Genomic DNA, 25,494 nt, shown 5'->3' with positions numbered 1-25,494 from the left:
GTGCGTGCGAACGACTGCCCGTGCCCGGTGTCTGGTGCTCGGTTCCGGTTCGCCTGAACCCCCGCAGGGACGGTCAGAGCGAACCGGATGTCCCACCGGGCGACGGCGACCCCGAAGGCACCGGGCCGTCGGAGCCGGAGCGCTCGGAGAGACCAGGGAAGGCTACGCCTGTGCGCCGCCACCGCACCGACCGGACCGCAGCCTCGCTCAGCAGCGCGGCCGCCTCCCGCCTGCGGGCACCTTCACCGACCCGCACGAGGTCCGCGTACACCCCGGCCAGCCGGTCCTCGAGTTCGGCCGCCAGCCGCACCGCGGCGGCGCTGTCCGGCACCGCGAAGGGCAGCGAGTACGCCGCGGCGGCCGGTTCCGGTTCGCCGCCCAGGTCGCGCACCTCCCGGCGCAGCGCGTCGCGGCGTGCCCGGTGCGCGTCGTAGGCGTTGCGCGCCTCGTCCTGACGGGACGAATCGATGCGACCGCCGACGACGCCGTAGCCGTAGACAGTGGCGTGCTCAGCCGCGAGGGCCGCCTGCACGGCGTCGACCAGCTTCTTCATGAGCCACCGTCCTTCCCGTCCTCGGCCCCGAGCAGATAGGCGTGTGCCGCGCCCGCCGCCGCGAGGGACGCCAGCAGCCGGGCGGTCTCCGGCGGTGCCTTCACCAGCGCTTCGGTGCGGGCACGGGCCGTGCGGCGCTCCGCGTCGCCCAGCTCCGTCAGCGCCGCCTTCTCGTCACCCGGAACCCGCGGCCTGCCGTGCCTGCCGTTCTTCCCGGCACCGGCCTCTCCGGTGGCGTCGCCGCCGCTCCTGTCGCCGTTGCCGCCACGGCCGTCGGCGCTCTTGCCGCTCTTGCCGTCGTCCTCGCCGCTGAGCACCTCCGCGTGCCGCATCGTCGCCGCGCGAAGCGGACGCAGCCGGTCCGCGAGGCCCGAGTGCGCGTCGGCGGTGGCGTCGTAGCGGGCCAGCAACTCGAGGCTCTGCTTGGTGGCTTCGCGCCGCAGGCGCTTGTCCTCGCCGGTGTTCTGCTCGGCGTCCGTGCCGCTCCCGCCCCCCGAACAACCTGCGACGAGCGTCGTCAGAGCCCCGAGAGGGGCCAGAGTGCTCAGAGTCCCCGCGACCATCGACCTTCTGCGCGGGCCCGCCGGCGGGTGGGGGCGCCCCCGGGCCGGAGGATCTGGGGGAGGCGTGGGCGGCATCGGGCTCCCTGAGCGGCGTCGGCACATCGCTGGAATCTCTGCGGCGGACACCACTTACGGTGATCACCGCCCCGAGAGCGTACCCGCGTCCATTCGAACGCATCGACGGGCCACCCTCGCTATCGCATGAGTACCCGTACGTCCCTGACATCCCGCCCGGATCGCCCGTCTGGTCGGCGCCGCCCGTGGCAGACGTTAGGCTTGGACCGGTACACGACCCAGTTCACCTCCCCTGTTACAGGCACCCCCACAACAGCACACGCGGCCGAGGAGTCACCCGGATGAGCACCACCCAGAGCGAGAGGCTGCGCGCACTGCTCGAGCCACTCGCGAGCAAGAAGGGGCTGGATCTCGAAGAGATCGAGGTGACACCCGCCGGGAGACGGCGGGTCCTGCGCGTGGTGGTCGATTCCGACGACGGGGTCGAGCTCGACATGTGCGCCGAGTTGAGCCGTGCTCTCTCCGAAGTGCTGGACGAATCCGACGCCATGGGCGGCAACCCGTACGTGCTGGAAGTGACCTCACCCGGGGCGGACCGCCCGCTGACCGAGCCGCGTCACTACCGCCGTGCCCTGGGCCGGCTGGTCAAGGCGAATCTCACGGAGGCCGCCGGCGGCGGCGAAGTGACCGCACGCATCACGGGAGCGGACGACCAGGGCATCGACCTGGAGGTCGCGGGCGTGAAGGGACGCAGGCCCACCACCCGCCGGCTCGCCTTCGGCGACATCGCGAAGGCCCGCGTGGAGATCGAGTTCAACCGCAAGGCCGCCGAGAAGCGAGCGCAGCACGGGTCCGCGGCCGCTGACGACGAAGGCAAGGAGGAGGCGTAGCCGTGGACATCGACATGAGTGCCCTGCGGGGGCTGGTGAGGGAGAAGGAGATCTCCCTCGATCTCCTCGTGGAGGCGATCGAATCGGCCCTCCTCATCGCCTACCACCGCACGGAGGGCAGCTACCGCGACGCCCGCGTCGAGCTGGACCGCAAGACCGGGCACGTGACGGTGTGGGCCAAGGAGAGCCCGACCGAGCTGCCGGAGGGAGCCGAACCGCGCGAGTTCGACGACACCCCGACCGGCTTCGGGCGCATCGCCGCGACCACCGCGAAGCAGGTCATCCTCCAGCGGCTGCGTGACGCCGAGGAAGAGGTCACGTTCGGCGAGTACGCGGGGCGGGAGGGCGACGTCGTCGCCGGTGTGGTCCAGCAGGGCAAGGACCCGAAGAGCGTGCTGGTCGACATCGGCAAGCTGGAGGCGATCCTTCCGCCGCAGGAGCAGGTCCCGGGGGAGGACTACGCGCACGGCACCCGGCTGCGCACGTATGTCGTGCGGGTCGCCAAGGGTGTCCGCGGCCCTTCGGTGACGCTCTCGCGCACCCACCCCAACCTGGTCAGGAAGCTCTTCGAGCTGGAGGTTCCGGAGATCGCGGACGGATCGGTCGAGATCGCCGCCATCGCACGCGAGGCGGGTCACCGCACGAAGATCGCCGTGCGTTCGACGCGCTCCGGTCTCAACGCCAAGGGCGCCTGCATCGGCCCGATGGGCGGCCGTGTGCGCAATGTCATGGCGGAGCTGCACGGCGAGAAGATCGACATCGTCGACTGGTCCGACGACCCTGCGGATCTGGTCGCGCACGCGCTCTCCCCGGCACGTGTGAATCAGGTCGAGATCGTCGATCTCGCGGCGCGCTCCGCGCGCGTGACGGTGCCCGACTACCAGCTCTCCCTCGCGATCGGCAAGGAAGGTCAGAACGCCCGCCTCGCCGCACGGCTCACGGGCTGGCGCATCGACATCCGTCCCGACACCGCGGACGCCGGCGAAGCCGTCTCGGCCGAGCCGGAGAGGGCGCCCGGAGACGCTGCCGAGCAGGGCTGAAACCATGAGGGTGCCTGTTACCCCCGAAGGGGTGTGACAGTACGGGGAGGTAGACTTAACGTGTCTGGCCGGACGCGAGTCCGAGCATGCCCGCAGCGCACTTGCGTGGGCTGTCGGAAGCGCTCGGACAAACCCGATCTGCTGCGTGTGGTGCAGAGCGGGGGCCACTGCGTCCCTGATCTTCGCGGTACGCTGCCCGGCCGGGGCGCGTACGTGCATCCCACGTCGTTCTGCCTCGACCAGGCCGTCCGGCGGCGGGCGTTCAACAGGGCCTTCCGCGGCCCGGGGCCGTTCGACGTGACAGAGGTCCGGCGTCAGCTGGAGCAGATCGATCAGGCGGAACCGTAAGACAGTCCGTTCGGAACCCTCCGTTCGGAGAGGTACCTCGCGAGTCGGAAGTAGGTCGAGATTGCGATGAGCACTCGATGAGTACGCGATGAGTACGCCCATGCATAAGTAGCGAAGGTCCGGCGGCGGATGAGCCCCCCGGACCGTAAGGAGCGAAGTGGCTAAGGTCCGGGTTTATGAGCTCGCGAAGGAGCTCGGAGTCGAGAGCAAGGTCGTCATGGCCAAGCTCAACGAACTGGGCGAATTCGTCCGCTCGGCGTCCTCGACGATCGAGGCGCCCGTAGTACGCAAGTTGACCGACGCGTTCGACGCGGACGGCGGTGCCGGCGCTTCCGGCGCCAAGAAGTCCGCGGCGAAGCCGGCGGCGCCGAAGAAGGCAGCCGCCAAGCCCGCCGCCCCCAAGCCGGGCGGTGCGGCCGCACCCAAGCCGGGTGCGGGAGCCGCGAGCCAGTCCAATGCGCCCAAGCCGGGCGCCCCCAAGCCGGCACCGGAAGCCCCCGTCTCGCCCGCTCCTGCGGCAGAGGGAGAGACCGGCGGCCCGGTCACCCCGGCGGCACCGGCGTCCGGCAGTACGCAGGCCCCCAAGCCGGGTGCACCCAAGCCCGGCCCGGCGAAGCCGGAGTTCTCGGCGCCCAGTTCGGCGGACGCCGCACCCAAGCCCGGCGCGACCGCTCCGAAGCCCGGCCAGGGTCCCAAGCCCGGCCAGAGCGCTCCGAAGCCCGGTCAGGGTCAGGGTCAGGGCGGCCGCGGCGGCCAGGGCGCACGTCCGGGCCAGGGCGCACCCAAGCCGGGTGGCCGTCCGTCCGGTCCGCGTCCGGGCAACAACCCCTTCACGTCCGGTGGTTCGACCGGCATGGCGCGCCCGCAGGCGCCCCGTCCCGGTGGTGCCCCCAAGCCCGGCCAGGGCGCTCCGAAGCCCGGTCAGGGCCAGGGCGGCGGCCCGCGTCCGCAGGCGCCGGGTGGCCGTGCCACTCCCGGCAACATGCCGCGCCCGCAGGGCGGCGGCCAGGCCGGCGGTCCGCGTCCCGGCGGCGGCGGTGGTAACCGGCCGAACCCGGGCATGATGCCGCAGCGTCCCGCTGCCGCTCCGCGTCCGGGGCCTGGCCGCGGAGGCCCGGGCGGCGGTCCGCGTCCCGGCGGTGGCGGCGGTGGCCGTCCCGGTGGCGGTGGCGGTGGCGGCGGCTTCGGCGGTCGTCCCGGCGGTGGCGGCGGTGGCCGTCCCGGTGGCGGTGGCGGTGGCGGCGGCTTCGGCGGCCGTCCCGGCGGCGGTGGCCGTCCCGGTTTCGCCGGACGTCCCGGTGGTCCGGGTGGCCGCGGCGGCACGCAGGGCGCGTTCGGACGCCCCGGCGGTCCGGCCCGGCGTGGCCGCAAGTCGAAGCGGCAGCGCCGCCAGGAGTACGAGCAGATGCAGGCGCCGTCGGTCGGCGGCGTGATGCTCCCGCGCGGCAAGGGCGAGACCGTACGGCTCTCGCGCGGCGCCTCGCTCACCGACTTCGCGGAGAAGATCAACGCCAACCCGGCGTCGCTGGTCCAGGTGATGTTCAACCTGGGCGAGATGGTCACCGCGACGCAGTCCGTCTCCGACGAGACGCTGGGCCTGCTCGGCGAGGAGATGAACTACGTCGTCCAGATCGTCAGCCCGGAGGAGGAGGACCGCGAGCTTCTCGAGTCCTTCGACATCGAGTTCGGCGAGGACGAGGGCGGCGAGAGGGCGCTCATGCCGCGTCCGCCGGTCGTGACCGTCATGGGTCACGTCGACCACGGCAAGACGCGCCTTCTGGACGCGATCCGCAAGACCAACGTCATCGCGGGTGAGGCCGGTGGCATCACCCAGCACATCGGTGCCTACCAGGCCGCGACCGAGGTCAACGACGAGGAGCGCAGGCTCACCTTCATCGACACCCCCGGTCACGAGGCGTTCACCGCCATGCGTGCCCGTGGTGCCAAGTCGACGGACATCGCGATCCTGGTGGTCGCGGCGAACGACGGCGTGATGCCCCAGACGATCGAGGCGCTGAACCACGCCAAGGCGGCCGAGGTGCCGATCGTGGTCGCGGTCAACAAGATCGACGTCGAGGGCGCGGACCCGACGAAGGTACGCGGTCAGCTGACCGAGTACGGCCTGGTGGCCGAGGAGTACGGCGGCGACACGATGTTCGTCGACATCTCCGCCAAGCAGGGCGAGAACATCGAAGCGCTGCTCGAAGCGGTCGTGCTGACCGCTGACGCCGCGCTCGACCTGCGGGCCAACCCGGAGCAGGACGCACAGGGCATCGCGATCGAGGCGCACCTCGACCGCGGCCGTGGCGCCGTGGCAACCGTGCTGGTCCAGCGGGGCACGCTCCGCGTCGGCGACACCATGGTCGTGGGCGACGCCTACGGCAGGGTCCGCGCGATGCTCGACGACAAGGGCGAGAACATCAAGGAAGCGGGTCCCGCGACTCCCGTCCTCGTCCTGGGTCTGACGAACGTTCCCGGTGCCGGCGACAACTTCCTTGTTGTCGAGGAGGACCGCACGGCCCGTCAGATCGCCGAGAAGCGTGCCGCCCGTGAGCGCAACGCCGCGTTCGCCAAGCGCACCCGCAGGGTCTCCCTGGAGGACCTGGACAAGGTGCTCAAGGCGGGCGAGGTGCAGCAGCTCAACCTCATCATCAAGGGCGACGCGTCCGGTTCGGTCGAGGCCCTGGAGTCCTCGCTGCTGCAGCTGGACGTCGGCGAAGAGGTCGATCTGCGCATCCTGCACCGCGGTGTGGGTGCGGTCACCGAGACCGACATCGACCTGGCGACCGGTTCCGACGCCATCGTCATCGGCTTCAACGTCCGCGCCGAGGGGCGTGCGACGCAGATGGCCGAGCGTGAGGGCGTGGACGTGCGCTACTACTCGGTGATCTACCAGGTCATCGAGGAGATCGAGGCGGCCCTGAAGGGCATGCTCAAGCCGGAGTACGAAGAGGTCGAGCTCGGCACGGCGGAGATCCGAGAGGTCTTCCGCTCCTCCAAGCTCGGCAACATCGCGGGTGTCCTCATCCGCTCCGGTGAGGTGCGGCGGAACACCAAGGCCCGCCTGCTGCGCGACGGCAAGGTCGTCGCGGAGAACCTCAGCATTCAGGGGCTGCGCCGCTTCAAGGACGACGTCACCGAGATCCGTGAAGGCTTCGAGGGTGGTATCAACCTCGGCAACTTCAACGACATCAAGGTCGACGACGTCATCGCGACGTACGAGATGCGGGAGAAGCCCCGCGCCTGACGCGGCGCCGCAGTACGCGGGTTGAGCCGTTCCGGGGCCGGTCGGCGGAGGAACTCCGTCGATCGGCCCCGGCGGCATCTTCTACGATCTCCGGGTGTATGTGGGGACTCTTTCCATCGACCTGCTGCTGGGCGACGTCCGTTCGCTGAAGCAGAAGCGCTCCGTCGTCCGCCCCATCGTCGCCGAACTGCAGCGCAAGTATGCGGTGAGCGTGGCGGAGGTCGCGGAGCAGGATCTCTACCGCCGTACCAGGATCGGTCTGGCGGCGGTCTCGGGGGACGCGGCGCACGTGACGGACGTGCTGGACCGGTGCGAGCGGCTCGTCGCCGCCCGCCCGGAGGTGGAGCTGCTGTCGGTGCGGCGGCGCTTCCACGGAGAAGAAGACGATTAGCGAGGAGACGGACCAGTGGCCGACAATGCACGGGCTAAGAGGCTTGCCGACCTCATCCGTGAGGTGGTCGCGGAGAAGCTGCACCGGGGGATCAAGGACCCGCGGCTCGGCACACATGTGACCGTCACGGACACCCGAGTCACCGGTGACCTGCGGGAGGCGACGGTCTTCTACACCGTCTACGGCGACGACGAGGACCGCAAGGCGGCGGCCGCCGGGCTGGAGAGCGCGAAGGGCGTGCTGCGCACCGCGGTCGGTGCTGCGGCGGGTGTGAAGCACACCCCCAGCCTGAGCTTCGTCGCGGACGCCCTCCCGGAGAACGCCCGCACGATCGACGATCTGCTCGCGCGTGCGAAGGCGTCCGACGAGGAGGTCCGCAAGGCCTCCTCCGGTGCGGACTACGCGGGCGGAGCGGACCCTTACCGCAAGCCGGGCGAGGGCGAGCAGGCCGAGGACGAATGAGCCGTGGCGCGTAAGAAGGACCAGGATCCCGGAGGGCTCGTCATCGTCGACAAGCCCGCCGGCTTCACGTCGCACGACGTCGTGGCGAAGCTGCGCGGCATGGCCCGCACCCGGCGCGTCGGACACGCCGGAACGCTGGACCCGATGGCCACCGGCGTGCTCGTCGTCGGCACCGGGAAGACCACACGGCTGCTCGGTCATCTCGCCCTGACGGAGAAGGAGTACGTCGCGACGGTCCGGCTCGGGCAGAGCACCGTCACCGACGACGCGGAGGGTGAGGTGACCGAGGCGCAAGGAGCCTCCGGCCTCACGGACGAGGCCGTCGGGGCGGCCGTCGGCAAGCTCACCGGGCGCATCCGGCAGGTGCCGTCGAAGGTGAGCGCGGTGAAGGTCGACGGCAAGCGCTCCTACCAGCGCGTGCGCGAGGGCGAAGACGTCGAACTCGCCGCCCGCGACATCACCGTCTCCACGTTCGACGTGCACGAGATGCGCCGCGGGGAGAGGGCCGAGGACGGCACCGAAGTCACCGATCTGGTGGTCTCGGTCGTGTGCTCCTCCGGCACTTATGTACGGGCGCTGGCGCGCGACCTGGGCGAATCCCTCGGTACCGGCGGGCACTTGACGGCGCTGCGCCGCACCCGCGTCGGTCCCTACCGGCTGGCGCAGGCCCGTTCCCTGGAGGCGCTGCAGAGCGAGGCGGACAGCGGCGAAGGCCTGTCGTCGGTGCCGCTGGCGGAGGCCGCCGCCGTGGCCTTCCCCCGCTGGGACGTCGACGAGGAACAGGCACGGATGATCGGCAACGGCGTGCAACTGCGCATGCCGGCACCGCAGTCCGCGTCCACGGGAAGCGAAGGCCCGGCGCCTGTCGCCGTGTTCGGCCCCGGGGGCGACCTGGTGGCGCTCGTCGAGGAGCGTCAGGGCAGGGCGAAGAGCCTCGCCGTGTTCGCCCGGCAGTAGTTCTTCGTCCAGCAACAGCACCGGCGACGCGTCAAGTTGCACGGTTCGCGCGAGAGCTCCACCCGATTCTGCTCTTTGCGTCCCTTGACAGCCGCGATGCGCGACAACGAGGCTTCGTTGAGCGGAACGCGCAGGAATTGTTGCGTGGATCGGTCATGTAGCGGGCGGGCAGGGCGGAAGGGGCGTCGTGGCGCAGATACTCGTGATCGCCGACGACCTCACCGGCAGCAACGCCACGGGCGCTCTCTTCGCGCGGCTGGGCCTGCACACCGTCACCGTCAGCGAACCCGCGCAAGTGCCGCGGTACGCCGGGGCCGTCGACGTCCTCGTGGTCAACACCGGGTCCCGCCGCTTCCCGCCCGCGGAGAGCTACGACGTCGTACACGCCGCGGCCGCCGCGGCGGCGGGCGACGGCCTCGTCGTCAAGCGCGTCGACACCACGCTGCGCGGCAACCCCGGCCGTGAACTGGACGCAGTCGTCGACGCGGTCACAGCTCGCGACGTCTCAACGCCCGTGCGAGTACTGGCAGTTCCCGCCTTCCCCGACGCCGGGCGCACGACGGTGGGGGGCATCCACCTCGTGGACGGCGTGCCGCTGACCCGGACGCCCGTCGCCCAGGACCTGTTCAGCGCGGTGCGGTACTCCCGGGTCGCCTCCGTCATCGGTGAGCAGAGCGCGCTGACCACCGCCGAAGTGCCGCTCGACGTCGTCGAGGACGGCGCCGGCAGCGTGCTCGACGCGCTGCGGCAGCCGGCCGCTGTCCTGGTCTGCGACGCCACCGACAACGAGCACCTGCGTACCGTCGCAGCCGCGGCGGCCCGCCTCACCGCCGAGGACGGCACACGCTGGGTCTCTCTGGACTCCGGCCCGTTCGGGGCGGCCCTCGCCGCGGAGCTGGGCGTCCGTACGGCCGGGAACGCACACCGGATCCTGGCGATCGTCGGCAGCGTCACCGAGGCCACGCACGAGCAGCTCGCCAGGACCGAGAAGGCGCTCGGCGCGCACTACGTTCGGATCGACCCGGACGACCCCGCTCCCGCTCCGCAGCGGATCGTCGGCGAACTGCGGACCGCGGCCGACGCCGGGACCGCCGTGCTCGGCGTACGGGTGGCGCCGAGTTCCGTACGCGATCCCGCCGCGGCGGAGCGCATCCTGCGCTGCCTTGCCGAGGTCGCAGCGCAGGCCGTCGACGTCCTGGAGCCGGGCGGTCTGTACACCTCCGGGGGCGACGTGGCCGCAGCCGTCACCGGCGCGCTCGGCGCCGAGGGCTTCGCGATCGAGGCGGAGGTCCTGCCGCTGGCGGTGGCGGGTCATCTCGTCGGCGGCCCCCACAGCGGCCTGCCCTTCGCCACCAAGGGCGGACTGATCGGCGGCCCCGATGCCGCCGTGGCCTGCCTGGAGCGGTTGCGCGCCATGCACACGCGCGGCCAGCCCCCGGGCCAGGGAGCTCCCGGTCACCCCGGTCCTCCCGGCGGCGCGGACACCGGCCCGGCCGGCCCCGGCACCGCCCACGACTCCACACCGGGTTCCAACCACCGCAGAGCAGAAGGGGTTTCCCCATGACCAGCCGCCCGCTTCCCGTTCTCGCCGTCACCCTCGGCGACCCCGCCGGCATCGGTCCGGAGATCACCGCCCGTACCCTCGCCGACCCACGGACCGCGGAACTCGGGCGCGGCATCGCCGTCGGAGACGCCGCCGTGCTGCGCAGGGCCGTCAAGGTGTGCGGTCTGGACGTCGGGGTGAACGCGGTCGGTTCGGTCGCGGAGGCCCGCTTCGCGCCGGGCACCATCGACATCCTCGACCTGGGCATCGCCGGCGACGACCTGGAATGGGGCAAGGTCAGTGCCGTGGCGGGCCGTTCGGCGGTGGCCGCCATCGAGGCGGCCACCGCTGCCGCGATGGCGCGCGAGGTCGACGGAATCGTCACCGCGCCCATCAACAAGGAGGCGGTCTGGGCCGCGGGTGCCGAACACCTCGGTCACACCGAGATGCTGGGCGAACTGACCGGCGCAGCACACTTCGACACGATGTTCGTCGTCCGCGGGCTGAAGATCTTCTTCACGACGCGGCACGTCTCCCTGCGCAAGGCGCTCGACCAGATCGACGAGGAGCGCGTGGCGGCCAGCATCCGCCACGCCGTCACCGCGCTGCGGGTCTTCGGCCACGACGAGCCGCGTCTCGGCGTCGCCGCCATCAATCCGCACGGCGGCGAGAACGGCCACTTCGGGGACGAGGAGATCACCGCGCTGCGCCCCGCGGTGGAGAGGACAGCGGCCGAGGGGCTCGACGTCGTCGGCCCGATCCCGGCGGACTCCGTCTTCCACCAGGGGCTTCAGGGCCGCTTCGACGGGGTGCTCTCGCACTTCCACGACCAGGGCCACATCCCCGCCAAGACCGTCGACTTCGACGGAACGGTCTCGGTCACGGTCGGCCTGCCGATTCTCCGTACGTCCGTCGACCACGGCACGGCCTTCGACATCGCCGGGACCGGCAAGGCGTCGCCGGGCACCATGGCGGCCGCCTTCCGAGCCGGAGTCGACTTCAGCGGCTCGGCCGCACGGATCAGGGAGACCTACGGCGGCGCAGGGGCCTGACGTCCATGGGCCTCATCAATGCGCTCGGGAACCCGGGGGGTCATGTCGGCCCGTACCTGGTGGGCCGGCCCACGGACAGCTCGGAGACGAGGGCGACCGGATTCGGGGTGCCCGCCGGATGCCTCGCCGTGGCCGCCGGGCTGCGTCCGTCCGCCGAGGCGGCCACGGCGGCGCCGGCCGCCGTCCCGGTCGCGAGTGACGCGCCGGGGGAGGGGCCGGGCGACTGGACGAGCGACGAGGCTCGCAAGGTGAAGTCCGTTGCGGACGGAGGTCGATGACCCGATGACTGCTGCCCGTCCGCGCGCACCCCGCCGTGGCACCGCGCGGCGCCGCGACGACATCCTGCGGGAGGTGCTCGCGGGCAACGGAGAGATAGCCGAACTCGCCGCCCGCTTCGGGATCTCCGTCTCCACGGTCCGCCGTGACCTGCAGCAGCTGGCAGGGGACGGGCACATCCACCGCACCTACGGCGGCGCAGTCGCGGGCGGTCACGCAGCCGAACGCACCCTGAACGAGAAGGAGTCCGGCAACACCGCGCAGAAGGAGGCCATCGCGCGGGCGGCGGCAGAGCACGTGCACGACGGCGACGTGATCCTCCTCGACGCGGGCACGACGACGGGGCGGCTGGCTCGTCTCCTGCGGGCGCGCACCGCGCTGACCGTCGTCACCAACTCGACCATCGCCCTGGGGCATCTCGCCGAGGCGCAGGGGATCGAACTGATCGTCCTCGGCGGCCGCGTGCGCCGTCCGAACGGCGCGATCCTCGGCCCCGAGGGGGAAGAGACCCTGCGACGGCTCACCCCCGACGTGGTCTTCCTCGGGGCGGACGGGCTGCACGCAAGCGACGGCCTCTCCTGCCCCACGCTCGAACAGGCACATTCGAAGGAGCTGATGACGGAACGCGGGCGCGAGGTGTTCGTGCTGGCGGACGCCTCCAAACTGGGCCGCAGCCCGTTCCCGTACCACGCCCGTCACCGCGGCCCGTGGACGCTCGTCACGGACGCCGGCGCCGCCCCCGGGCGACTGACGGAGTTCACCGCGGGCGGCGAGTGCGAAGTGCTGACCGCGTAACCGGTCGCGCTGCCGCACCGCCCTGCGCTCATTCCCGCACGTCGCGGTATTCACTCCAACGGCCGGGCGCTCGGGGTGAGTCGGCGGCGCAGGCGGGGGCGCTTTTCCCGCAGGCACTGTCGCCGCTGATCAACTTCCCTCTACCGTCGGGCCGTTCGGTCGGGCGAGGTGGAACGGTGCGTGATGGGAGCGGTGCTCGCGGAGCAGGCGCTGGTGCGGATCTGCGATCTGGCGGGACGGGTGCGCGGAACCGGATTCGTCGCCGACGGCACGGGCACCGTGATCACCAGCCATGAGGCGGTGGACGGGCTCGGCCGCGTCGTCGTGCACGCGGGCGGCGCAGGCCGCGAACGCAGCCACCTCGCCGAATCCGACGCGGTCACCCGGCTCCCCGAATGGGACCTCGCCCTGATCCGTACGACGGGACTCGGCGTGGCTCCCCTACTCATCGGCGCCGGAAGACCGGCCGCCGGAAGCACGCACGTCCGGCTGTTCACGGGGGACCGCGAGGGTGACTGCGGCGCGCACCGTCATGGCGGGGACGCCGGCGAAAGCGGTGACCTCGGTGGGGACTTCGGCGGTGACCTCGGCGGGGACTTCGGCGGTGACCTCGGCGGGGACTTCGGCGGAAGAGACGCGACCGGCGACGCCGAAGGCGCCGTCGCCGTGCCTCGGCTGCGGGAGCGGGGCTGCTGGACCGCGGCCGAACTGTCCGGGCGGCCGACCACCGTCACCTACACCTCCACCGACCGCTTCCACGACCTGGAAGGGGCACTGGAGTTGACGCTGCCCGAGGCGGCCGCGGCCCGCCTCCGCCTGAACGGTCCGGCCTCCGGCTCACCGGTCCTCGACAAAGCGACCGGCGCGGTGCTGGCCGTACTGGGCACCGCGCTTCACGCGCCGCACGCGGGCCGCGGCGCGGCATTCGCCGTACCGCTGCACACGGCCGGACTGTGGGACGCGGAGGGGCAGTTGGGGTCGCTGCTCGCGCGGAACAGTGCGACCGTCCCCGGGTTCGGCCCGGACCTCAACCTCGCCGGTGCACTGCGGCTGGCCGCGGCGACCCGGCCCCCCGGCGGCGAGCCGGGCGCCATGTCCGCGTCCCGCCGGGTGGAACGCCCCGAAGTCACCAAAGCCCTGCGGGAGTTCTGCGCGAGCGGAGCCTCGGTGGCGGCCCTGGTCGGGCGCGCCGGGTCAGGACGGACGACGGAACTCGCCGCGTTCGCAGCCGTACGAGCCGGCGGAGCGGCGCCCGCGCCCACGGTCCGCCTGCGCGGCGCGCACCTGCGCGAGGGCGACGGCAGCCTCAGGGAAGCTCTGGGACGGGTGCTCGGCCCGGTGGCGGAGGCGCACGGCCCCGCCGCGGGGAGAGCCGACGCTTCCTGCGCGGACGTCGTCGCCCGGCTGGCGCGCGATGCCCGGCGTCCGCTGCTCGTGCTGCTTGACGGGCCCGAGGAAATGCCCGCCGGGCTCGCCCGGGACCTGCGCCGCTGGGCGGCGGGCACGTCGGGCTGGCTCCGAGCGGCAGGTGCAAGGCTGCTGATCGCCGGCGGGCCCGAACAGTGGGCGGAACTGGGGGAGTTGTTCCCCCGCGACATGCTGTTCGGCGAGGGCGGCCGGCCCTGCCCGTCCGATGCGCCCCCGCACGTGCGGCTCGGCGACCTGTCCGCCCCGCACGCCGCGCGGGCGCGTGAGCTGTACGGTCTCGGCCCCGAAGACCTCGCCCCGGCGGACGCCGCGCATCCACTGGCCCTGCGCATGCTGTCGGAGATCCGCGCCGCTCAGGAGCCCGGGCACGCGGAGCAGGAGGAACGAGAGGGACGGGCGGGACGGGACCGGGTCGCGGGGCCGTCTCCCCTGCCACCGACCCGGGACGGGATCTTCTCCGCGTATCTCGCCCTCGTCGCCCTGCGGATCGCGCGCATGCTCGACCCCGGAGGTGCAGCCGGTGCGGTACGACGGCTTGCGACGCGTACGGCAGGTGCGCTGCACGAAGCCGCGCGGCGCAGCCTCGGGCCGGGACAGGGCGCCCTGAGCCGGGGCGACTTCGAGGAGATCTTCCCGACCTCGGCCGGCTGGGCGCAAGCGGTGCTCGCCGACGGCGTGCTGGAGGCGGCTGGGGAGGAATTCCGTTTCGCAGACGAGGAGTTCGGCGAGTGGATGCAAGGCCGCCATCTCGACGTCGACGCCGCCCTGGAGGCTCTCGTACATCCGCGGCAGTCCGGTGACAGGCCCCACGAGGCTCACGGAGCAGCTCTCGTGCCCCGGCACCGGATCGGCCCGGTGGTGCACGCCCTGGTGCTGTGCGGCAGGCTCGAGGGAGCGGACGCGCTGGAGAGGCGGCTGCGGCCGCTCGCGGACGCGGTCTCCTCCGGCGAGGAGGACGAAACCGTGTGGTGGGCAGGCCGTCTGCTGCGGGAGACCCTGCTGCGCGTGCCCGACGTCCGCCCGTACTACGGCCTTCTGCGTGGGCTCGCGGAGCGCTTGGGGGCCGAAGGACGCGACGGCGCGGGCATGTTCGGGCCGTCGTTCTGGCGCCGGCTGGTCCTGCCGACCGCCCAGCGGGTCGGGTTGCTGCGCCTCCTGCTTCCGGCCGACGCGCCGCACTCGGCGACGGAGGATCGGGGAGAGGAGCGGTACCTCCACGTCGTCGCCGAGGTACTGGCCGCGGAGCCGCATGCCGTACAGCCCCTGCTGTGCGGATGGTTCACCGACCGGAGGAGACTCGCCGAGCCGGCGGACACCGGCAGTCACGACGACCGCGAGCTGCCCCGGCCGACGGTCGCGTCGGCCGCGCAGGCCCTGCTGTACACGCACCGAGGGCAGTCGGTCGACATGATGCTGGACCTGCTGACAGACGCCTGTCACCCGCGCGCCGACGAGCTCCTCGGTGAACTCGCGCAGGAGGAGCCCTCCGCGCTGTGCCGCGCGGTCGAACGCTGGGCGCACGACGACCGGACCCTGCGGCAGATCGCGGCCGCCGAGTACGGGCCTGTGATGGCGCGGCACGTGCGTTCGGACTCCGACCGTGCACGTCTGCGGCACGCGGCGCACGCCCTGCTGCGCATCCCCGGCGGCTCCTCCCTGCACGGCCCGGCAGCACTGGCCATGCTGCTGCGACTGTCGCACGGCCCATCCGGAACGTCCGGAACGTCCGGAACGGCCCCGGACGCCGGTGCGCCGGTTGCCTGCACACAGCGGGACCGGCATCTCGAAGCCGCCGTCGGCCTCCTCGCCACGACGGGATCGGCAGAGCTGTCGGACGCACTCGTCACAGAGTTCGCCGACCGGCCCGCCCCCGCACTCGCCGCCTTCCGGGCGCACCTGTGCGAACAGCCCGGCGGTGGAGCGCACCACCTCGCAGAAGCGCTCGCCGCCGTGCCCGTCGCGAAGCTCGCCGTACCGACCGCCGAAGTGATGCGCCACTACGCCGAGATGCGGCCGGAGACCGCCGGCGAGGCACTGGCCGCGTTCGTACGGCGCCGGCTCGCGTACCGCCCACAGGGCTGCGAGGGCGTCCAGATGCTGGTCGGCGCGCTGCAGCGCACGCCCTGCGCGCCCCTCAGGGCCGGCCTGGCCCGCGTCCTCCGCGGGCTCGGCGGGCCGGTGCCCCGGGAACTGCTGGGCGTGCTGCTGCTCGGCGAGCGTGACCCTGCCGTGCTGGCGGCGGCGCAGGACGACATGCCGCACGGGACACGGAACGAGCGCCGTACGGAGGGGCACGCAACGGGAGACGCGGGAGACACCGGAGCGGTGGGCGAGCGCGGCGCGGAAGCACGGCCACCGGAGCAGCCGCCGGTACAGCCGGCCGTACTGGGCCCGGGCCCCGTCGGTGCCCCCGGCGACGGACGGGCGTCGACGGGCGCTGCTCAGGCGCGGGTCCCCTGCGTGAGCCGTTGAGCACCATGGCACCCTTGGACCGGCGGACCATCGGCATCGGCGAGGAGCAGGGACGTGCAACGCTGGCGTGGCTTGGAGGACATCCCGGAGGGCTGGGGGCGCAGCGTCGTCACCATCGGCTCGTACGACGGGGTGCACCGCGGGCACCAGCTGATCATCAACAGGACGGTGGCACGCGCCCGCGAACTGGGAGTGCCCGCCGTCGTCGTCACCTTCGATCCCCATCCGAGCGAAGTCGTGCGCCCCGGAAGCCACCCGCCGCTGCTCGCTCCGCACCCGCGGCGCGCGGAGATCATGGGGGAGCTCGGCGTGGACGCCGTACTGGTGCTGCCCTTCACCGCGGACTTCTCGAAACTCATGCCCGCCGACTTCGTGGCGAAGGTTCTGGCCGACAAGCTGCACGCGGTCAGCGTGGTGGAGGGGCCGAACTTCCGCTTCGGGCACAAGGCCGCGGGTGACGTCACCTTCCTCACCGAACTCGGCCGGACGTACGACTACGAGGTCATCGTCGTCGATCTCTACGAGCGCGGCTCCGCCGGCGGCGGAGAGCCCTTCTCGTCCACGCTGGTCCGGGGCCTGGTCGCCGACGGGGACGTGGGCGGGGCCGCCGAAGTGCTGGGGAGGCCGCACCGCGTCGAAGGCGTGGTCGTGCGCGGCGCGCAGCGCGGTCGCCAACTGGGCTACCCCACGGCCAACGTGGAGACGGTCCCGCACACGGCGGTGCCCGCCGACGGGGTCTACGCGGGGTGGCTGAACGCCGACGGCGAGCGGATGCCCGCGGCGATCTCCGTGGGCACGAACCCGCAGTTCGACGGCACGGAACGAACCGTCGAGGGCTACGCGATCGACCGCGTCGATCTGGACCTGTACGGCAAGCATGTCTCCGTCGACTTCCTTAAGTACATCCGCGGACAGGAGAAGTTCGACACCTTGGACGCCCTGCTGGCGCGGATGGGGCACGACGTCGAGCGGTGCCGTGCCCTCGTGGCAGAGGCAGAGGCAGAGGCAGCGGCAGAGGCCCACGGGAACGGCGACGCGGAGGGTGACGTGGAGACGGCAGGGTCCGGGGAGACCGGCACGTCCTGAAACGGCAGGGCGTCAGCGGACATGACGAAGGCCGACCCGGGGTGGTGATCCCCGGGCCGGCCTTGTGATCGTCCCGCCGCGCCCGCTACCGCTGGGGCGGCACCTGCCCGGGAGGCTGCTGCGGCCAGCCGCCGTCCTGCTGCGGATACGGCTGCTGCCCCGGCTGAGGCGGTTGCTGCTGGGGGAACGGTGGCTGCTGCCCGTAGCCCGGCTGGCCCGGCAGCGGCGGTGCCATCTGCGCGGGCGGGTTGTTGCCGTTCCCGGACCAGAGGCCCTGCTCCTGCTGCTGACGCGCGAAGTCCTCGGCGATGAGAGCGGCGAGGTTGAAGTACTCCTGACGGGTCTTGGGACGCATCATGTCCAGGTCCAACTCGGCGCCCGCCGACAGGTGTTCGTCGAACGGGATGGTCACCACCCCGCGGCAGCGCGTCTGGAAGTGCGCCACGATGTCCTCGACCTTGATCATCTTTCCGGTCTCGCGGACGCCGGAGATCACCGTGATGCTCCGCTGCACCAGATCCCCGTAGCCGTGCGCCGAGAGCCAGTCCAGTGTGGTGCTTGCACTGCTCGCGCCGTCCACGGACGGGGTGGAGATGATGACCAACTGGTCGGCCAGATCGAGCACTCCGCGCATCGCCGAGTACAGAAGCCCCGTGCCCGAGTCGGTGAGGATGATCGGGTACTGCCGTCCGAGGATGTCGATGACGCGGCGGTAGTCATCGTCGTTGAACGTGGTGGAGACGGCCGGGTCGACGTCGTTCGCCAGGATCTCCAGGCCCGACGCCGCCTGCGACGTGAAGCGGCGGATGTCCATGTAGCTGTTGAGGTACGGGATCGCCGTCACGAGGTCACGGATCGTCGCGCCCGTCTCACGCCGCACGCGGCGTCCCAGGGTGCCCGCGTCCGGGTTCGCGTCGATCGCGATGACCTTGTCCTGCCGCTCCGTCGCCAGCGTCGAGCCGAGCGCCGTCGTGGTCGTCGTCTTGCCCACGCCGCCCTTGAGGCTGATGACGGCGATGCGGTAGCAGGAGAGCACCGGCGTACGGATCAGGTTCAGCTTGCGCTCCCGCTCCGCCTCCTCCTTCTTGCCGCCCAAGCGGAACTTGCCGCCGAGAGCCGGGTTCTGGGAACGCGGCTTCTTCCGGTTGTTGACCAGCCGGTCCGAGGAGAGTTCGACCGCGGCCGTGTAGCCGAGCGGATTGCCGCCGTGACCCTGGCGCCGCGCATCTTCGGCCGGAGACTGACCGGGCCCCATGGCACCCGGGTCACCGGCTCCGGGCTGCGGGCCCTGCGGCGCACCCTGCCCGGCGGGGCCGGGCTGCGGCGGCTGATAGGCCTGGTATGGCGGCTGGTCCTGCTGCGCAGGCTGGCCGGACTGCCACCCCTGGGGGTAGCCGTAGCCCTGTGGCTGCTGTGGCTGGCCGGGCTGTGGCTGCTGTTGTCCGGGTTGGGGGTAGCCGTAACCGGGTTGCGGTGTCTGCTGGTTGGGCCCGGGCTGCTGGTGGGGTGGTTGCGCCTGCGGGGGGTGGGGCTGTCCCGGCTGGGGGTATCCGTAGCCCTGCGGCTGGTGCTGGGGCGGCTGTTGCCCGGGCTGCTGCTGGCCGGGTTGCGGGTAGCCGTAACCGGGCTGCGCTGCCTGCTGGTTGGGCCCGGGCTGCTGCTGCGGAGGCTGCGCCTGCGGGGGCCACTGTGCTTGCTGCGGCTGTTGCCCGGGCTGCGGGTAGCCGTAACCGGGCGTCGGCGCCTGCCCGCCCGCCGCCGCGGGCGGCATCTCGCCCGGCTGCTGCTGTTGTCCGGGTTGGGGGTAGCCGTAACCGGGTTGCGGCGTCTGCTGGTTGGGCCCGGGCTGCTGGTGGGGTGGTTGCGCCTGCGGGGGCTGGGGCTGTCCCGGCTGGGGGTATCCGTAGCCCTGCGGCTGCTGTTGGGGCGGCTGTTGCCCGGGCTGCTGGTTTCCCGGTTGGGGGTAGCCGTAACCGGGCTGCTGCTGTCCCGGCTGGGGGTAGCCGTAACCGGGCTGCTGCCCTCCCGCCTGCTGCGGGTATCCGTAGCCGCCTTGCTGCGGGACCTGCGCCGGCGTACCGGCCGCGGGCGTACCCGGGGCAGAGGTCTCCTGAGATGGTACGGCGGGGGGATTCCCCGCAACGGGTGAGGTGCCCGATCCCGACGCCGCGGGCTGGAAGTCCGGTGGGAGCGGCGGAAGTTCACCGGACTGTTCCGACTGGCCGGTGCCGGTGCCGGTGCCGCTGCCCTGAGGCGTCCAGGGGGCGCCCTGCTGGGGGAGCGGCGTCGCCGCGGAAGCGGTGCTTTCCTCGGTCCTGGGGTCGGCGGCGCCGGTGATGTCGGCGGCATTGTCGTCGTCCGCGGTGGCGGAAACCTCCGGAGCCGGCTGCCCGGACGTCCCGGGCTCCGCCGTGTCCTCGCGGTCGGCCGTGTCACCGTCGCCCGCGTCACGCACGTCCGTTCCATCACCGTCCGACGAGGTGCCGAAGGCGCGGGGCTCCTCGGCCGACTCCGGTCCGGCGCCGTCAGTGGCGGCTCCCTCGACGGCCTCCTGCTGTGCGTCGTCGTCGGTGGCATGCGGCGCGTCGGCGGCGACGGAGGAGGGGCCTTCGTCGTCCGGCAGTTCCGGCTCCGAGTCCCCGGCCCCCTCCGCACGCGCCGAGGCGCCGTCGGCGGGCTCCGGCTCCGGAACGGACGGGAAAGAGGGGAAGGACGGGAACGAGGGCGTCGAGGCCGCGGAGGTGTCCGACGCCCCGGCACCCGTCTCGTCCGCCGCCGGCCCGGGTGTGGAGGTGCCGGCCCCGTCGCTCCAGTCCGGCCGCTGCCCGGAGTCGCCCTGTGCCTCGTCGAACTCCCCGGTGCGGGACTGCTGTTCCTGCTCGTCCCGCTGGTCCTGCTGGTCCTGCTGGGCGGGACGGCCCTGTGCGTCCCACTGCCGCAGCGACGGGAACACATGCGTGGCATCTGCGGGCGCGGGAGAGGGACGGCCCAACCCGTCGCTCTGCCACTCGTGGCCCCCGGTGGACGCGCTCCGGGGGTCGGCGTACGCGTCGCCGGAAGAGGGAGGCTGCGAGAACTGCCCCGGCTGCGCGGGAGGGTTCTGCGGCGGCTCCGGAACGGCCGGGCCCGGCCCGGGAGGCTGCTCCTGCGGCGGCCCCGGCAGCGGCTGCGGCGGAGTCGTCGCCTGGAACGGAGGCGGGGTCGTCGGACCGCTCGGATTGCCCCCCACGCCAGGGGTGTTGGGGGCGGCGGCACTGTCGGCGTCCTGCGTGTACCAGGCAGGGGGCGTGTAGTCGATGGTGAACTGCCCCGTCGACTCCGTGTCGTTCTCGGGCGCCGAATCCGCGTCGCCTCGATCGGCATCGGGCGCCGTCCTGCCCCAGCGGATCTCGTCCCGATCGCTGCTCACAATGCCTCCTGCTGTGTGGTCGCACACCCCGTTTGTGGCGCAGTGCCCCAGCCTAATCTCGGCGCCTCAAGGCACGGCACTGCGGGCCCGTTCGCGCCCGGTGCGATAGCCCGGGGGGCCGCTTCTGTTCGAACGACCCGACTCAACCAGTCGAAGGTCTCGCTCCAGTCTCGGAGCGCACTGCCGGGCGGTCAACTTCTCCCCGGTTCACGACTGCTGTCGGTGCTGTACCCAGGTGCGTTGACCCGTGGCGGGACGGGCGGACGGACGAGCGCCAGGAGAACGCGCCGACCGGGCAGTCACCGCACCGACGCCGCGAACCGTCCCGGAACGCCCCGAACCGGCATGTGTCCGGCAGGACTTCGGCAGGACTCGGCCCCGCCGGACACGACTGCCTCGCGCCGCTGTCAGTCCAGGCGCCGGGGATTGCCGAGCAGCCCCGTCTCGGCGTCCGTCGGCTGCGTCAGCGAGTAGTACCTGTCCTTGCGCGTGCACCACAGGGTGACGCCGTCACCCAGCGTCGAGAGCGCCTCGGTCTCCTCGCGCGGCAGCCGCATCGTCCGCGACAGGTGCGCCGCCTCGTCCGGCGAGACCCGCTGAATGCCCACGAGGGACGAGGTCTGCAGCAGCCTCGGCGCGGCCGGGCTGAGGTAGGGGAGCAGCGTCACCACGGACTGCCACGGCGCCGAAGACACCCGCCCGCGCGGCGGCTTCATGCCGCAGTCGCGGATGATGACCACGGGACTGCTCACGGACGGACCGAGCGAGGGCACATGGCCGACGTCGTAGAGCGTCATGCACTGCTGCTCGGCACCGGCCGCCCGCACCAGCGCCGTCCACACGTGCGCACGGCCCGTCTCCACCGCGACGCGCGCCCCCGTGCCCGCCGCACGCAGCGCGAGCACCTGCGCCGTCCACAGACCGCCGATCAGCAGGACGTCGTACGCCGTGCGCCGGCTGAGCCCGAGAACGGCGGGCTGCCGCTGGGCGTCGGTGCCGATGACGACACCGTCGTCGCCGAGCGGAACACCTATCGCGGCGAGCTGCTCCACCGCGACCCTGTGACGCAGATGGCGCGGACCGCGCAGGCCGAACCCCGGGCGGCGCGGCCGTGCGGCCTGCTGCTGCGACTCGTCGTCGCGCCCGAAGACCGGAATGACCCCGGTGTCGGTCGCGGTCGCCACGTGACGCGGCTGCGCCGGTTCGCCGTCCTGGCCGAGGCCGCCCTGCGGCTGCTGACGGCCCAGGCCGGCACCGGGCATGCCGGTCTGTCTCGGCATCATCGGAGTGGACATCAGCTGGTGCCTCCGAGGGGCAGAGTGGCAAGCACGCCGGGCACTTGCTCCCGGTCCAGCGGGACGAGCCCCGTCTTCGCCCGGCTCGCCGTGCGCTGCAGTTCGCGCCGTGCGGTGGACAGGTCGTTCTCGCTCCGGGTGACGATGCGCACGTGCCCCGCGATGGAGGCGGAACGCCCGTCGCCCGGGCCGATGGTCATGCTGAAGACGGAGGTGAACACCCGCAGCGAGGTGAGGATCGACGCGAGGTGCGCCGAACTCACGGCGTTCGGGCCCACCTGCGGCCACCGGCTGATCCAGTACGTCGCGTGCCAGCGGTCGTCGCAGCGCCAGCCGCGCACCGACTCCTCGGTGCGCCGCTGCGGCTGACGGCCGTCATGGGAAGTGGCGTTGCTGGCACGGGGGTTGAGGCATGTTGAGGTGGCGAGCGCCTGGATGACCTCCGTCTCGTTGAGCACCGAGGCGCTGAACCCCGCGCCCTCGAGCCGGCTGGCGAGCTGGTCCGCGGCGCGCACCAGGGAACGCTGCGCGCCCCCGAGCCCGCCTCCGCGCGCCTCGATGGCCTCCGGCGTCAGTTCGGGTGTGAGCTTCAGCGCCACCCAGGTCATCCGCAGCGACGGGATGCCCGAGGCCTCCTGGAGCGAGCCGTACGAACGGGCCACCACCGACTGCTCCGGCAGATGCGGCGCCGGAGCGGCCTGCGTGTGCTGGACGATCTGGACGGACTCCAGCCGGATGTCGTCGGTCGTCAGCGCGCTGTGCAGCACATCGAGGGGCACGGGGCGCTCGACGCGGCCCGTGCGCCCAGGGCGCAGCGGGGCGTCCTTGCCCTCCACGGCGATCAGGGCCGTGAGGAACGTGCCGTCGCCGACCATGCCGACAGCACGGTCCTCACGCGTCACATAGGTGGACGTCTGCACCGCCTCGTCGCACTCCACGACCGGCGCGAGACTGGGATCGGTTCCGGCGGGCACCGGGTACTTCGCCCCGCGTTTGCGTCGCCGCAGCGAACGCTTCAACTCGTACCACTCGGACAGCGGGTGCTGCCGCCGGCGCACCAGCGCGAACAGCGTCAGCAGTCCGGCCACCACGGCGGCCGGAAGCACCAGCCACTTCTGCGCGATCCAGGCGACCAGCACGAGCCCTGCCGCGACTTCGATCAGGATCAGCTGCTGAAGCCGCACCGGGCCGAAACTGCCGGGCTTGCTGCTCAGCCGGAGAGTGGCTGTGGTGGGTGCCTGAGAGGCGGCCGGGGCCTGTTGCCCGTCATTCCGCTGAGACGGGACGCGCTGGTTCCGGGACCGGCTGCGGGTGGCGCTCGTCATCCCCCGTAATTCCCCTTCGAGGTGTCATCTGCACGGCTGCTGACCACAGTCGCCGATTCCGAGTGCGGTGCGCGTCACCGGACAGGGCCGCGCCGCACGGGTGGTTTCTGCGCAATGCCTTCGGTGGTTCCGCCGGTTCGGCCTCGCCCCTCCGGCGTCTGCGGTCGCCCCCTGCTGTGCCGTCGTTTCGCCGGCCCCGTGCGGGACGGGGAGCCGGACCGGCCTGCACCGCGACGGATGCCGGCCGGACGTCAGGATACTCACCGCGGACTCGGTCCCGCAGGCGGCCGACAGCAGGGTGAGTGAGGGCATTGTGCGGATACCGCGACCTCTGCTCCCACCCGGGCGTTTGCGCACGCACCGTGGGGCGGCATAGTAGTGCCGCCGGGGGAGGCGGACCTGGGGGCCGGCGCCGTACCGGAAAGGGCGACGCGGAGCATGTGACACCGGTCTTCGTGACCGCCCGGCGCCACCAAGGCACCACCCTCACCGGTTACTTCATCAGCACGGGAACGGAAGAGACGGGGACCGATGTCGACGCGGCGGGACGAGCTCAGCGCCCACACCTTCGCGCGGAAGCGCACGCTTGCGGCCTTTCTGCAGCCGGATTCGAGAGTCTCCGACGAGGAGGCCCCGCGTCCCGTGCGCGCGATGATGCCCAGCATCGTCGTGGGCGTGGTGCTGATCGCCGGAAGCATCGCATGGGGCGCCATCGCCCCCAGCGCGCCGCCCGGTTGGGACAAGCCGGGCGAACACATCATCGTCGACAGCGATTCGACGACGCGGTACGTCGTCCTGCCGCACAAGACGAAGACCGGCAAGAAGACCAAGCAGCTCCACCCTGTGCTGAACTTCGCCTCCGCCAAGCTCGTCCTGGACAAGGGCAAGGGCGAGGTCATAGAGGTCTCCGGCAAGGACATCGACGCGAGCCCCATCCCGCGCGGCGCCACCATCGGCATCCCGTACGCCCCCGACCGGCTGCCGGCCGACGCCGACGCCGAATCGGCCAAGGAGTGGGCGGTCTGCGAAAAGCCCGGCCCCAGCGGTGAAGGCGAGCCGCAGCAGGGCGTCTTCGTACTCGGCGGCCGTGACAAGAACACCCTCAAGAACAAGTACCGGCTCGACCGGGGCGAGGGCATGTATGTCGAGGACGCCCGGACGGGCGACCGTTACGTGATCGACGGCACCGGCACGAAACTCCTCCTCGACGGGCCGCAGGGCAAGACCCAGGCCAAGCTCGCCGAACGCAACGTGCTGACCAAGCAGGTGCTCCGCGACCCCGGGGAGCCGCAGAAGGTCTCCGGCCAGTGGCTGAAGACCTTGAACAGCGGTGCCGACATCGTCTTCCCGAAGCTGGACGCCCCGCAGGGCACTGACCCCGCGTTCCAGGGCGTCGATTCGCTGCCCGCCGAGGCCCGCTCAGTCGGGAAGGTGCTGAAGTCCAGCTCCGGCGGTGTCACGTACTACTACATGGTGCTCAAGGAGAGGGTGCAGCGTGTGACTCCACTGGTGGCGCGGCTGTACCTGGTGCAACAGGGCGAGAAGCTCGTGTCGGTCAGCAACGTCGAGGTGGCCGGCGCGGGAGCGTCGGACGAGATGGACACCGGAGGCAAGGGCTGGCCCGAGAACGTCCTGAAGCACGTCAACCGCCCGCCCGAGGAGTTCGGTTCCACCTCACGTCAGGTCTCCTGCAGCGTCTACACGGGCAAGATGGCCAACGGCGCACCGAAACTGGCCGCTTGGGCCGGGCCCGACTACCCGGCGAATATCGTCGACGGTGCCGCCAACGCATACGTCAGTCCCGGATCCGGTCTGCTCTACCGGGAGTTCAGCGGCAGGGGCGGCGGCGGCGCCCAGTTCCTGCTGACCGACTCGGGTCTGCGCTACGCCCTGCCCAAGGGCGGCGGAGACGAACAGCAGGCGGCGGGCGCGAGCGAGAAGAGCCCGACTGCGCGCCTCGGCTACGAGAAGGCCAAGATCGCCCCGGTGCCGCAGACTTGGTCGTCGCTGCTGCCCAAGGGCCCCACGCTCGACACCAGGAGCGCCTCGCAGGAACAGGGGCTGTGACGGCCGGATACTCCGCACGCATCGCTGGGCCGAATCCCGGGTAGAACGTAACTCCCGTCCACAGGGCGGGAGTTACGTATTTCCCGGTTCGGGGTTCCGGGCGTTTCAGGGGGGCGACGGGGGGCAGGGTGACTTCGGTGCGCGAGGCGCCGACCGCGGGGATCACGGATTGGTCGCAGCGGTGTGTTGACCACGTGACGGTAATGGCATGCGAACGGCTGTGTCGGTGGGGCAAGGTAGTGTTCTCACGGTGTCAGCTGACGGCCCGTTCTGCGCGTGG

At 72.1% G+C, this 25,494-nt stretch carries 19 protein-coding genes; 14 read left to right on the top strand and 5 right to left on the bottom strand.

Annotated elements, in window-relative coordinates; translation table 11 throughout:
- Positions 1-73: 73 nt before the first annotated feature.
- Both EV375_RS10140 and EV375_RS10135 read right to left on the bottom strand, forming a co-directional pair.
- Positions 74-553 carry a ferritin-like domain-containing protein gene (locus EV375_RS10140; protein WP_130299155.1) on the bottom strand — a complete coding sequence of 160 codons (480 nt, stop codon included), beginning with the start codon at positions 551-553 and terminating at the stop codon, positions 74-76.
- Complete coding sequence (locus EV375_RS10135) at positions 550-1,116, bottom strand: hypothetical protein (RefSeq protein ID WP_486588394.1); 567 nt, start codon at positions 1,114-1,116, stop codon at positions 550-552. The genes EV375_RS10140 and EV375_RS10135 overlap by 4 nt, the downstream gene beginning before the upstream one ends.
- Before the next feature lie 356 nt (positions 1,117-1,472).
- On the opposite strand from EV375_RS10135, the gene rimP reads away from it, so the two are divergent.
- The 13 genes from rimP to EV375_RS10070 all read left to right on the top strand — a co-directional run bounded on the left by rimP (position 1,473) and on the right by EV375_RS10070 (position 17,118).
- Complete coding sequence (gene rimP / locus EV375_RS10130; protein WP_130299153.1) at positions 1,473-2,021, top strand: ribosome maturation factor RimP; 549 nt, start codon at positions 1,473-1,475, stop codon at positions 2,019-2,021.
- 2 nt (positions 2,022-2,023) lie between these two features.
- The gene (gene nusA / locus EV375_RS10125) at positions 2,024-3,061 is read left to right on the top strand and encodes a transcription termination factor NusA (protein WP_130299152.1); all 1,038 of its coding nucleotides are present in this window, start codon (positions 2,024-2,026) and stop codon (positions 3,059-3,061) included.
- A 60-nt stretch (positions 3,062-3,121) separates the two neighbouring features.
- Positions 3,122-3,409, top strand: coding sequence for a YlxR family protein (locus tag EV375_RS10120; RefSeq protein ID WP_130299151.1), 288 nt, complete (start codon positions 3,122-3,124; stop codon positions 3,407-3,409).
- A gap of 157 nt (positions 3,410-3,566) precedes the next feature.
- Positions 3,567-6,656 carry a translation initiation factor IF-2 gene (gene infB, locus EV375_RS10115; RefSeq protein ID WP_130299150.1) on the top strand — a complete coding sequence of 1,030 codons (3,090 nt, stop codon included), beginning with the start codon at positions 3,567-3,569 and terminating at the stop codon, positions 6,654-6,656.
- A gap of 94 nt (positions 6,657-6,750) precedes the next feature.
- The gene (locus tag EV375_RS10110; protein WP_130299149.1) at positions 6,751-7,047 is read left to right on the top strand and encodes a DUF503 domain-containing protein; all 297 of its coding nucleotides are present in this window, start codon (positions 6,751-6,753) and stop codon (positions 7,045-7,047) included.
- A 15-nt stretch (positions 7,048-7,062) separates the two neighbouring features.
- Positions 7,063-7,509 (top strand): 30S ribosome-binding factor RbfA, encoded by a 447-nt coding sequence (rbfA, locus tag EV375_RS10105; protein WP_130299148.1) that lies wholly within the window; start codon positions 7,063-7,065, stop codon positions 7,507-7,509.
- 3 nt (positions 7,510-7,512) lie between these two features.
- On the top strand, positions 7,513-8,466 hold the full coding sequence (truB, locus tag EV375_RS10100; RefSeq protein ID WP_130299147.1) for a tRNA pseudouridine(55) synthase TruB: 954 nt from the start codon (positions 7,513-7,515) through the stop codon (positions 8,464-8,466).
- 187 nt (positions 8,467-8,653) lie between these two features.
- A complete protein-coding gene (locus tag EV375_RS10095; protein ID WP_130299146.1) occupies positions 8,654-10,030 on the top strand; it encodes a four-carbon acid sugar kinase family protein in 1,377 nt (458 codons plus the stop codon).
- Positions 10,027-11,061 (top strand): 4-hydroxythreonine-4-phosphate dehydrogenase PdxA, encoded by a 1,035-nt coding sequence (gene pdxA / locus EV375_RS10090; RefSeq protein ID WP_130299145.1) that lies wholly within the window; start codon positions 10,027-10,029, stop codon positions 11,059-11,061. Before EV375_RS10095 ends, pdxA begins: the two co-directional genes overlap by 4 nt.
- Before the next feature lie 5 nt (positions 11,062-11,066).
- Positions 11,067-11,339, top strand: a complete 273-nt coding sequence (locus EV375_RS10085) for an MFS transporter (protein ID WP_130299144.1) — start codon at positions 11,067-11,069, stop codon at positions 11,337-11,339.
- 4 nt (positions 11,340-11,343) lie between these two features.
- Positions 11,344-12,132, top strand: coding sequence for a DeoR/GlpR family DNA-binding transcription regulator (locus EV375_RS10080; RefSeq protein WP_130299143.1), 789 nt, complete (start codon positions 11,344-11,346; stop codon positions 12,130-12,132).
- Between the two features lie 183 nt (positions 12,133-12,315).
- On the top strand, positions 12,316-16,032 hold the full coding sequence (locus EV375_RS10075) for a serine protease (protein ID WP_486588719.1): 3,717 nt from the start codon (positions 12,316-12,318) through the stop codon (positions 16,030-16,032).
- Between the two features lie 54 nt (positions 16,033-16,086).
- A complete protein-coding gene (locus EV375_RS10070; RefSeq protein ID WP_130299141.1) occupies positions 16,087-17,118 on the top strand; it encodes a bifunctional riboflavin kinase/FAD synthetase in 1,032 nt (343 codons plus the stop codon).
- A gap of 85 nt (positions 17,119-17,203) precedes the next feature.
- Here the strand turns inward: EV375_RS10070 and EV375_RS10065 are convergent, their stop codons facing one another.
- From EV375_RS10065 to eccE, 3 genes are all read right to left on the bottom strand, one after another.
- Positions 17,204-20,527: an SCO5717 family growth-regulating ATPase gene (locus tag EV375_RS10065; RefSeq protein WP_486588393.1), complete on the bottom strand. Its 3,324-nt coding sequence runs from the start codon at positions 20,525-20,527 to the stop codon at positions 17,204-17,206.
- A gap of 407 nt (positions 20,528-20,934) precedes the next feature.
- Complete coding sequence (locus tag EV375_RS10060; protein ID WP_486588718.1) at positions 20,935-21,789, bottom strand: hypothetical protein; 855 nt, start codon at positions 21,787-21,789, stop codon at positions 20,935-20,937.
- 32 nt (positions 21,790-21,821) lie between these two features.
- Positions 21,822-23,147: a type VII secretion protein EccE gene (eccE, locus tag EV375_RS10055; protein ID WP_130299140.1), complete on the bottom strand. Its 1,326-nt coding sequence runs from the start codon at positions 23,145-23,147 to the stop codon at positions 21,822-21,824.
- Between the two features lie 531 nt (positions 23,148-23,678).
- On the opposite strand from eccE, the gene eccB reads away from it, so the two are divergent.
- Positions 23,679-25,214 (top strand): type VII secretion protein EccB, encoded by a 1,536-nt coding sequence (gene eccB, locus EV375_RS10050; RefSeq protein WP_130299139.1) that lies wholly within the window; start codon positions 23,679-23,681, stop codon positions 25,212-25,214.
- The last annotated feature ends 280 nt before the right edge of the window (positions 25,215-25,494 follow it).

It is taken from the genome of Streptomyces sp. CNZ301, from assembly GCF_004217425.1.
The sequence above is the reverse complement of the archived record's forward strand: the minus strand, read 5'-3'. Positions and strand labels throughout refer to the sequence as shown.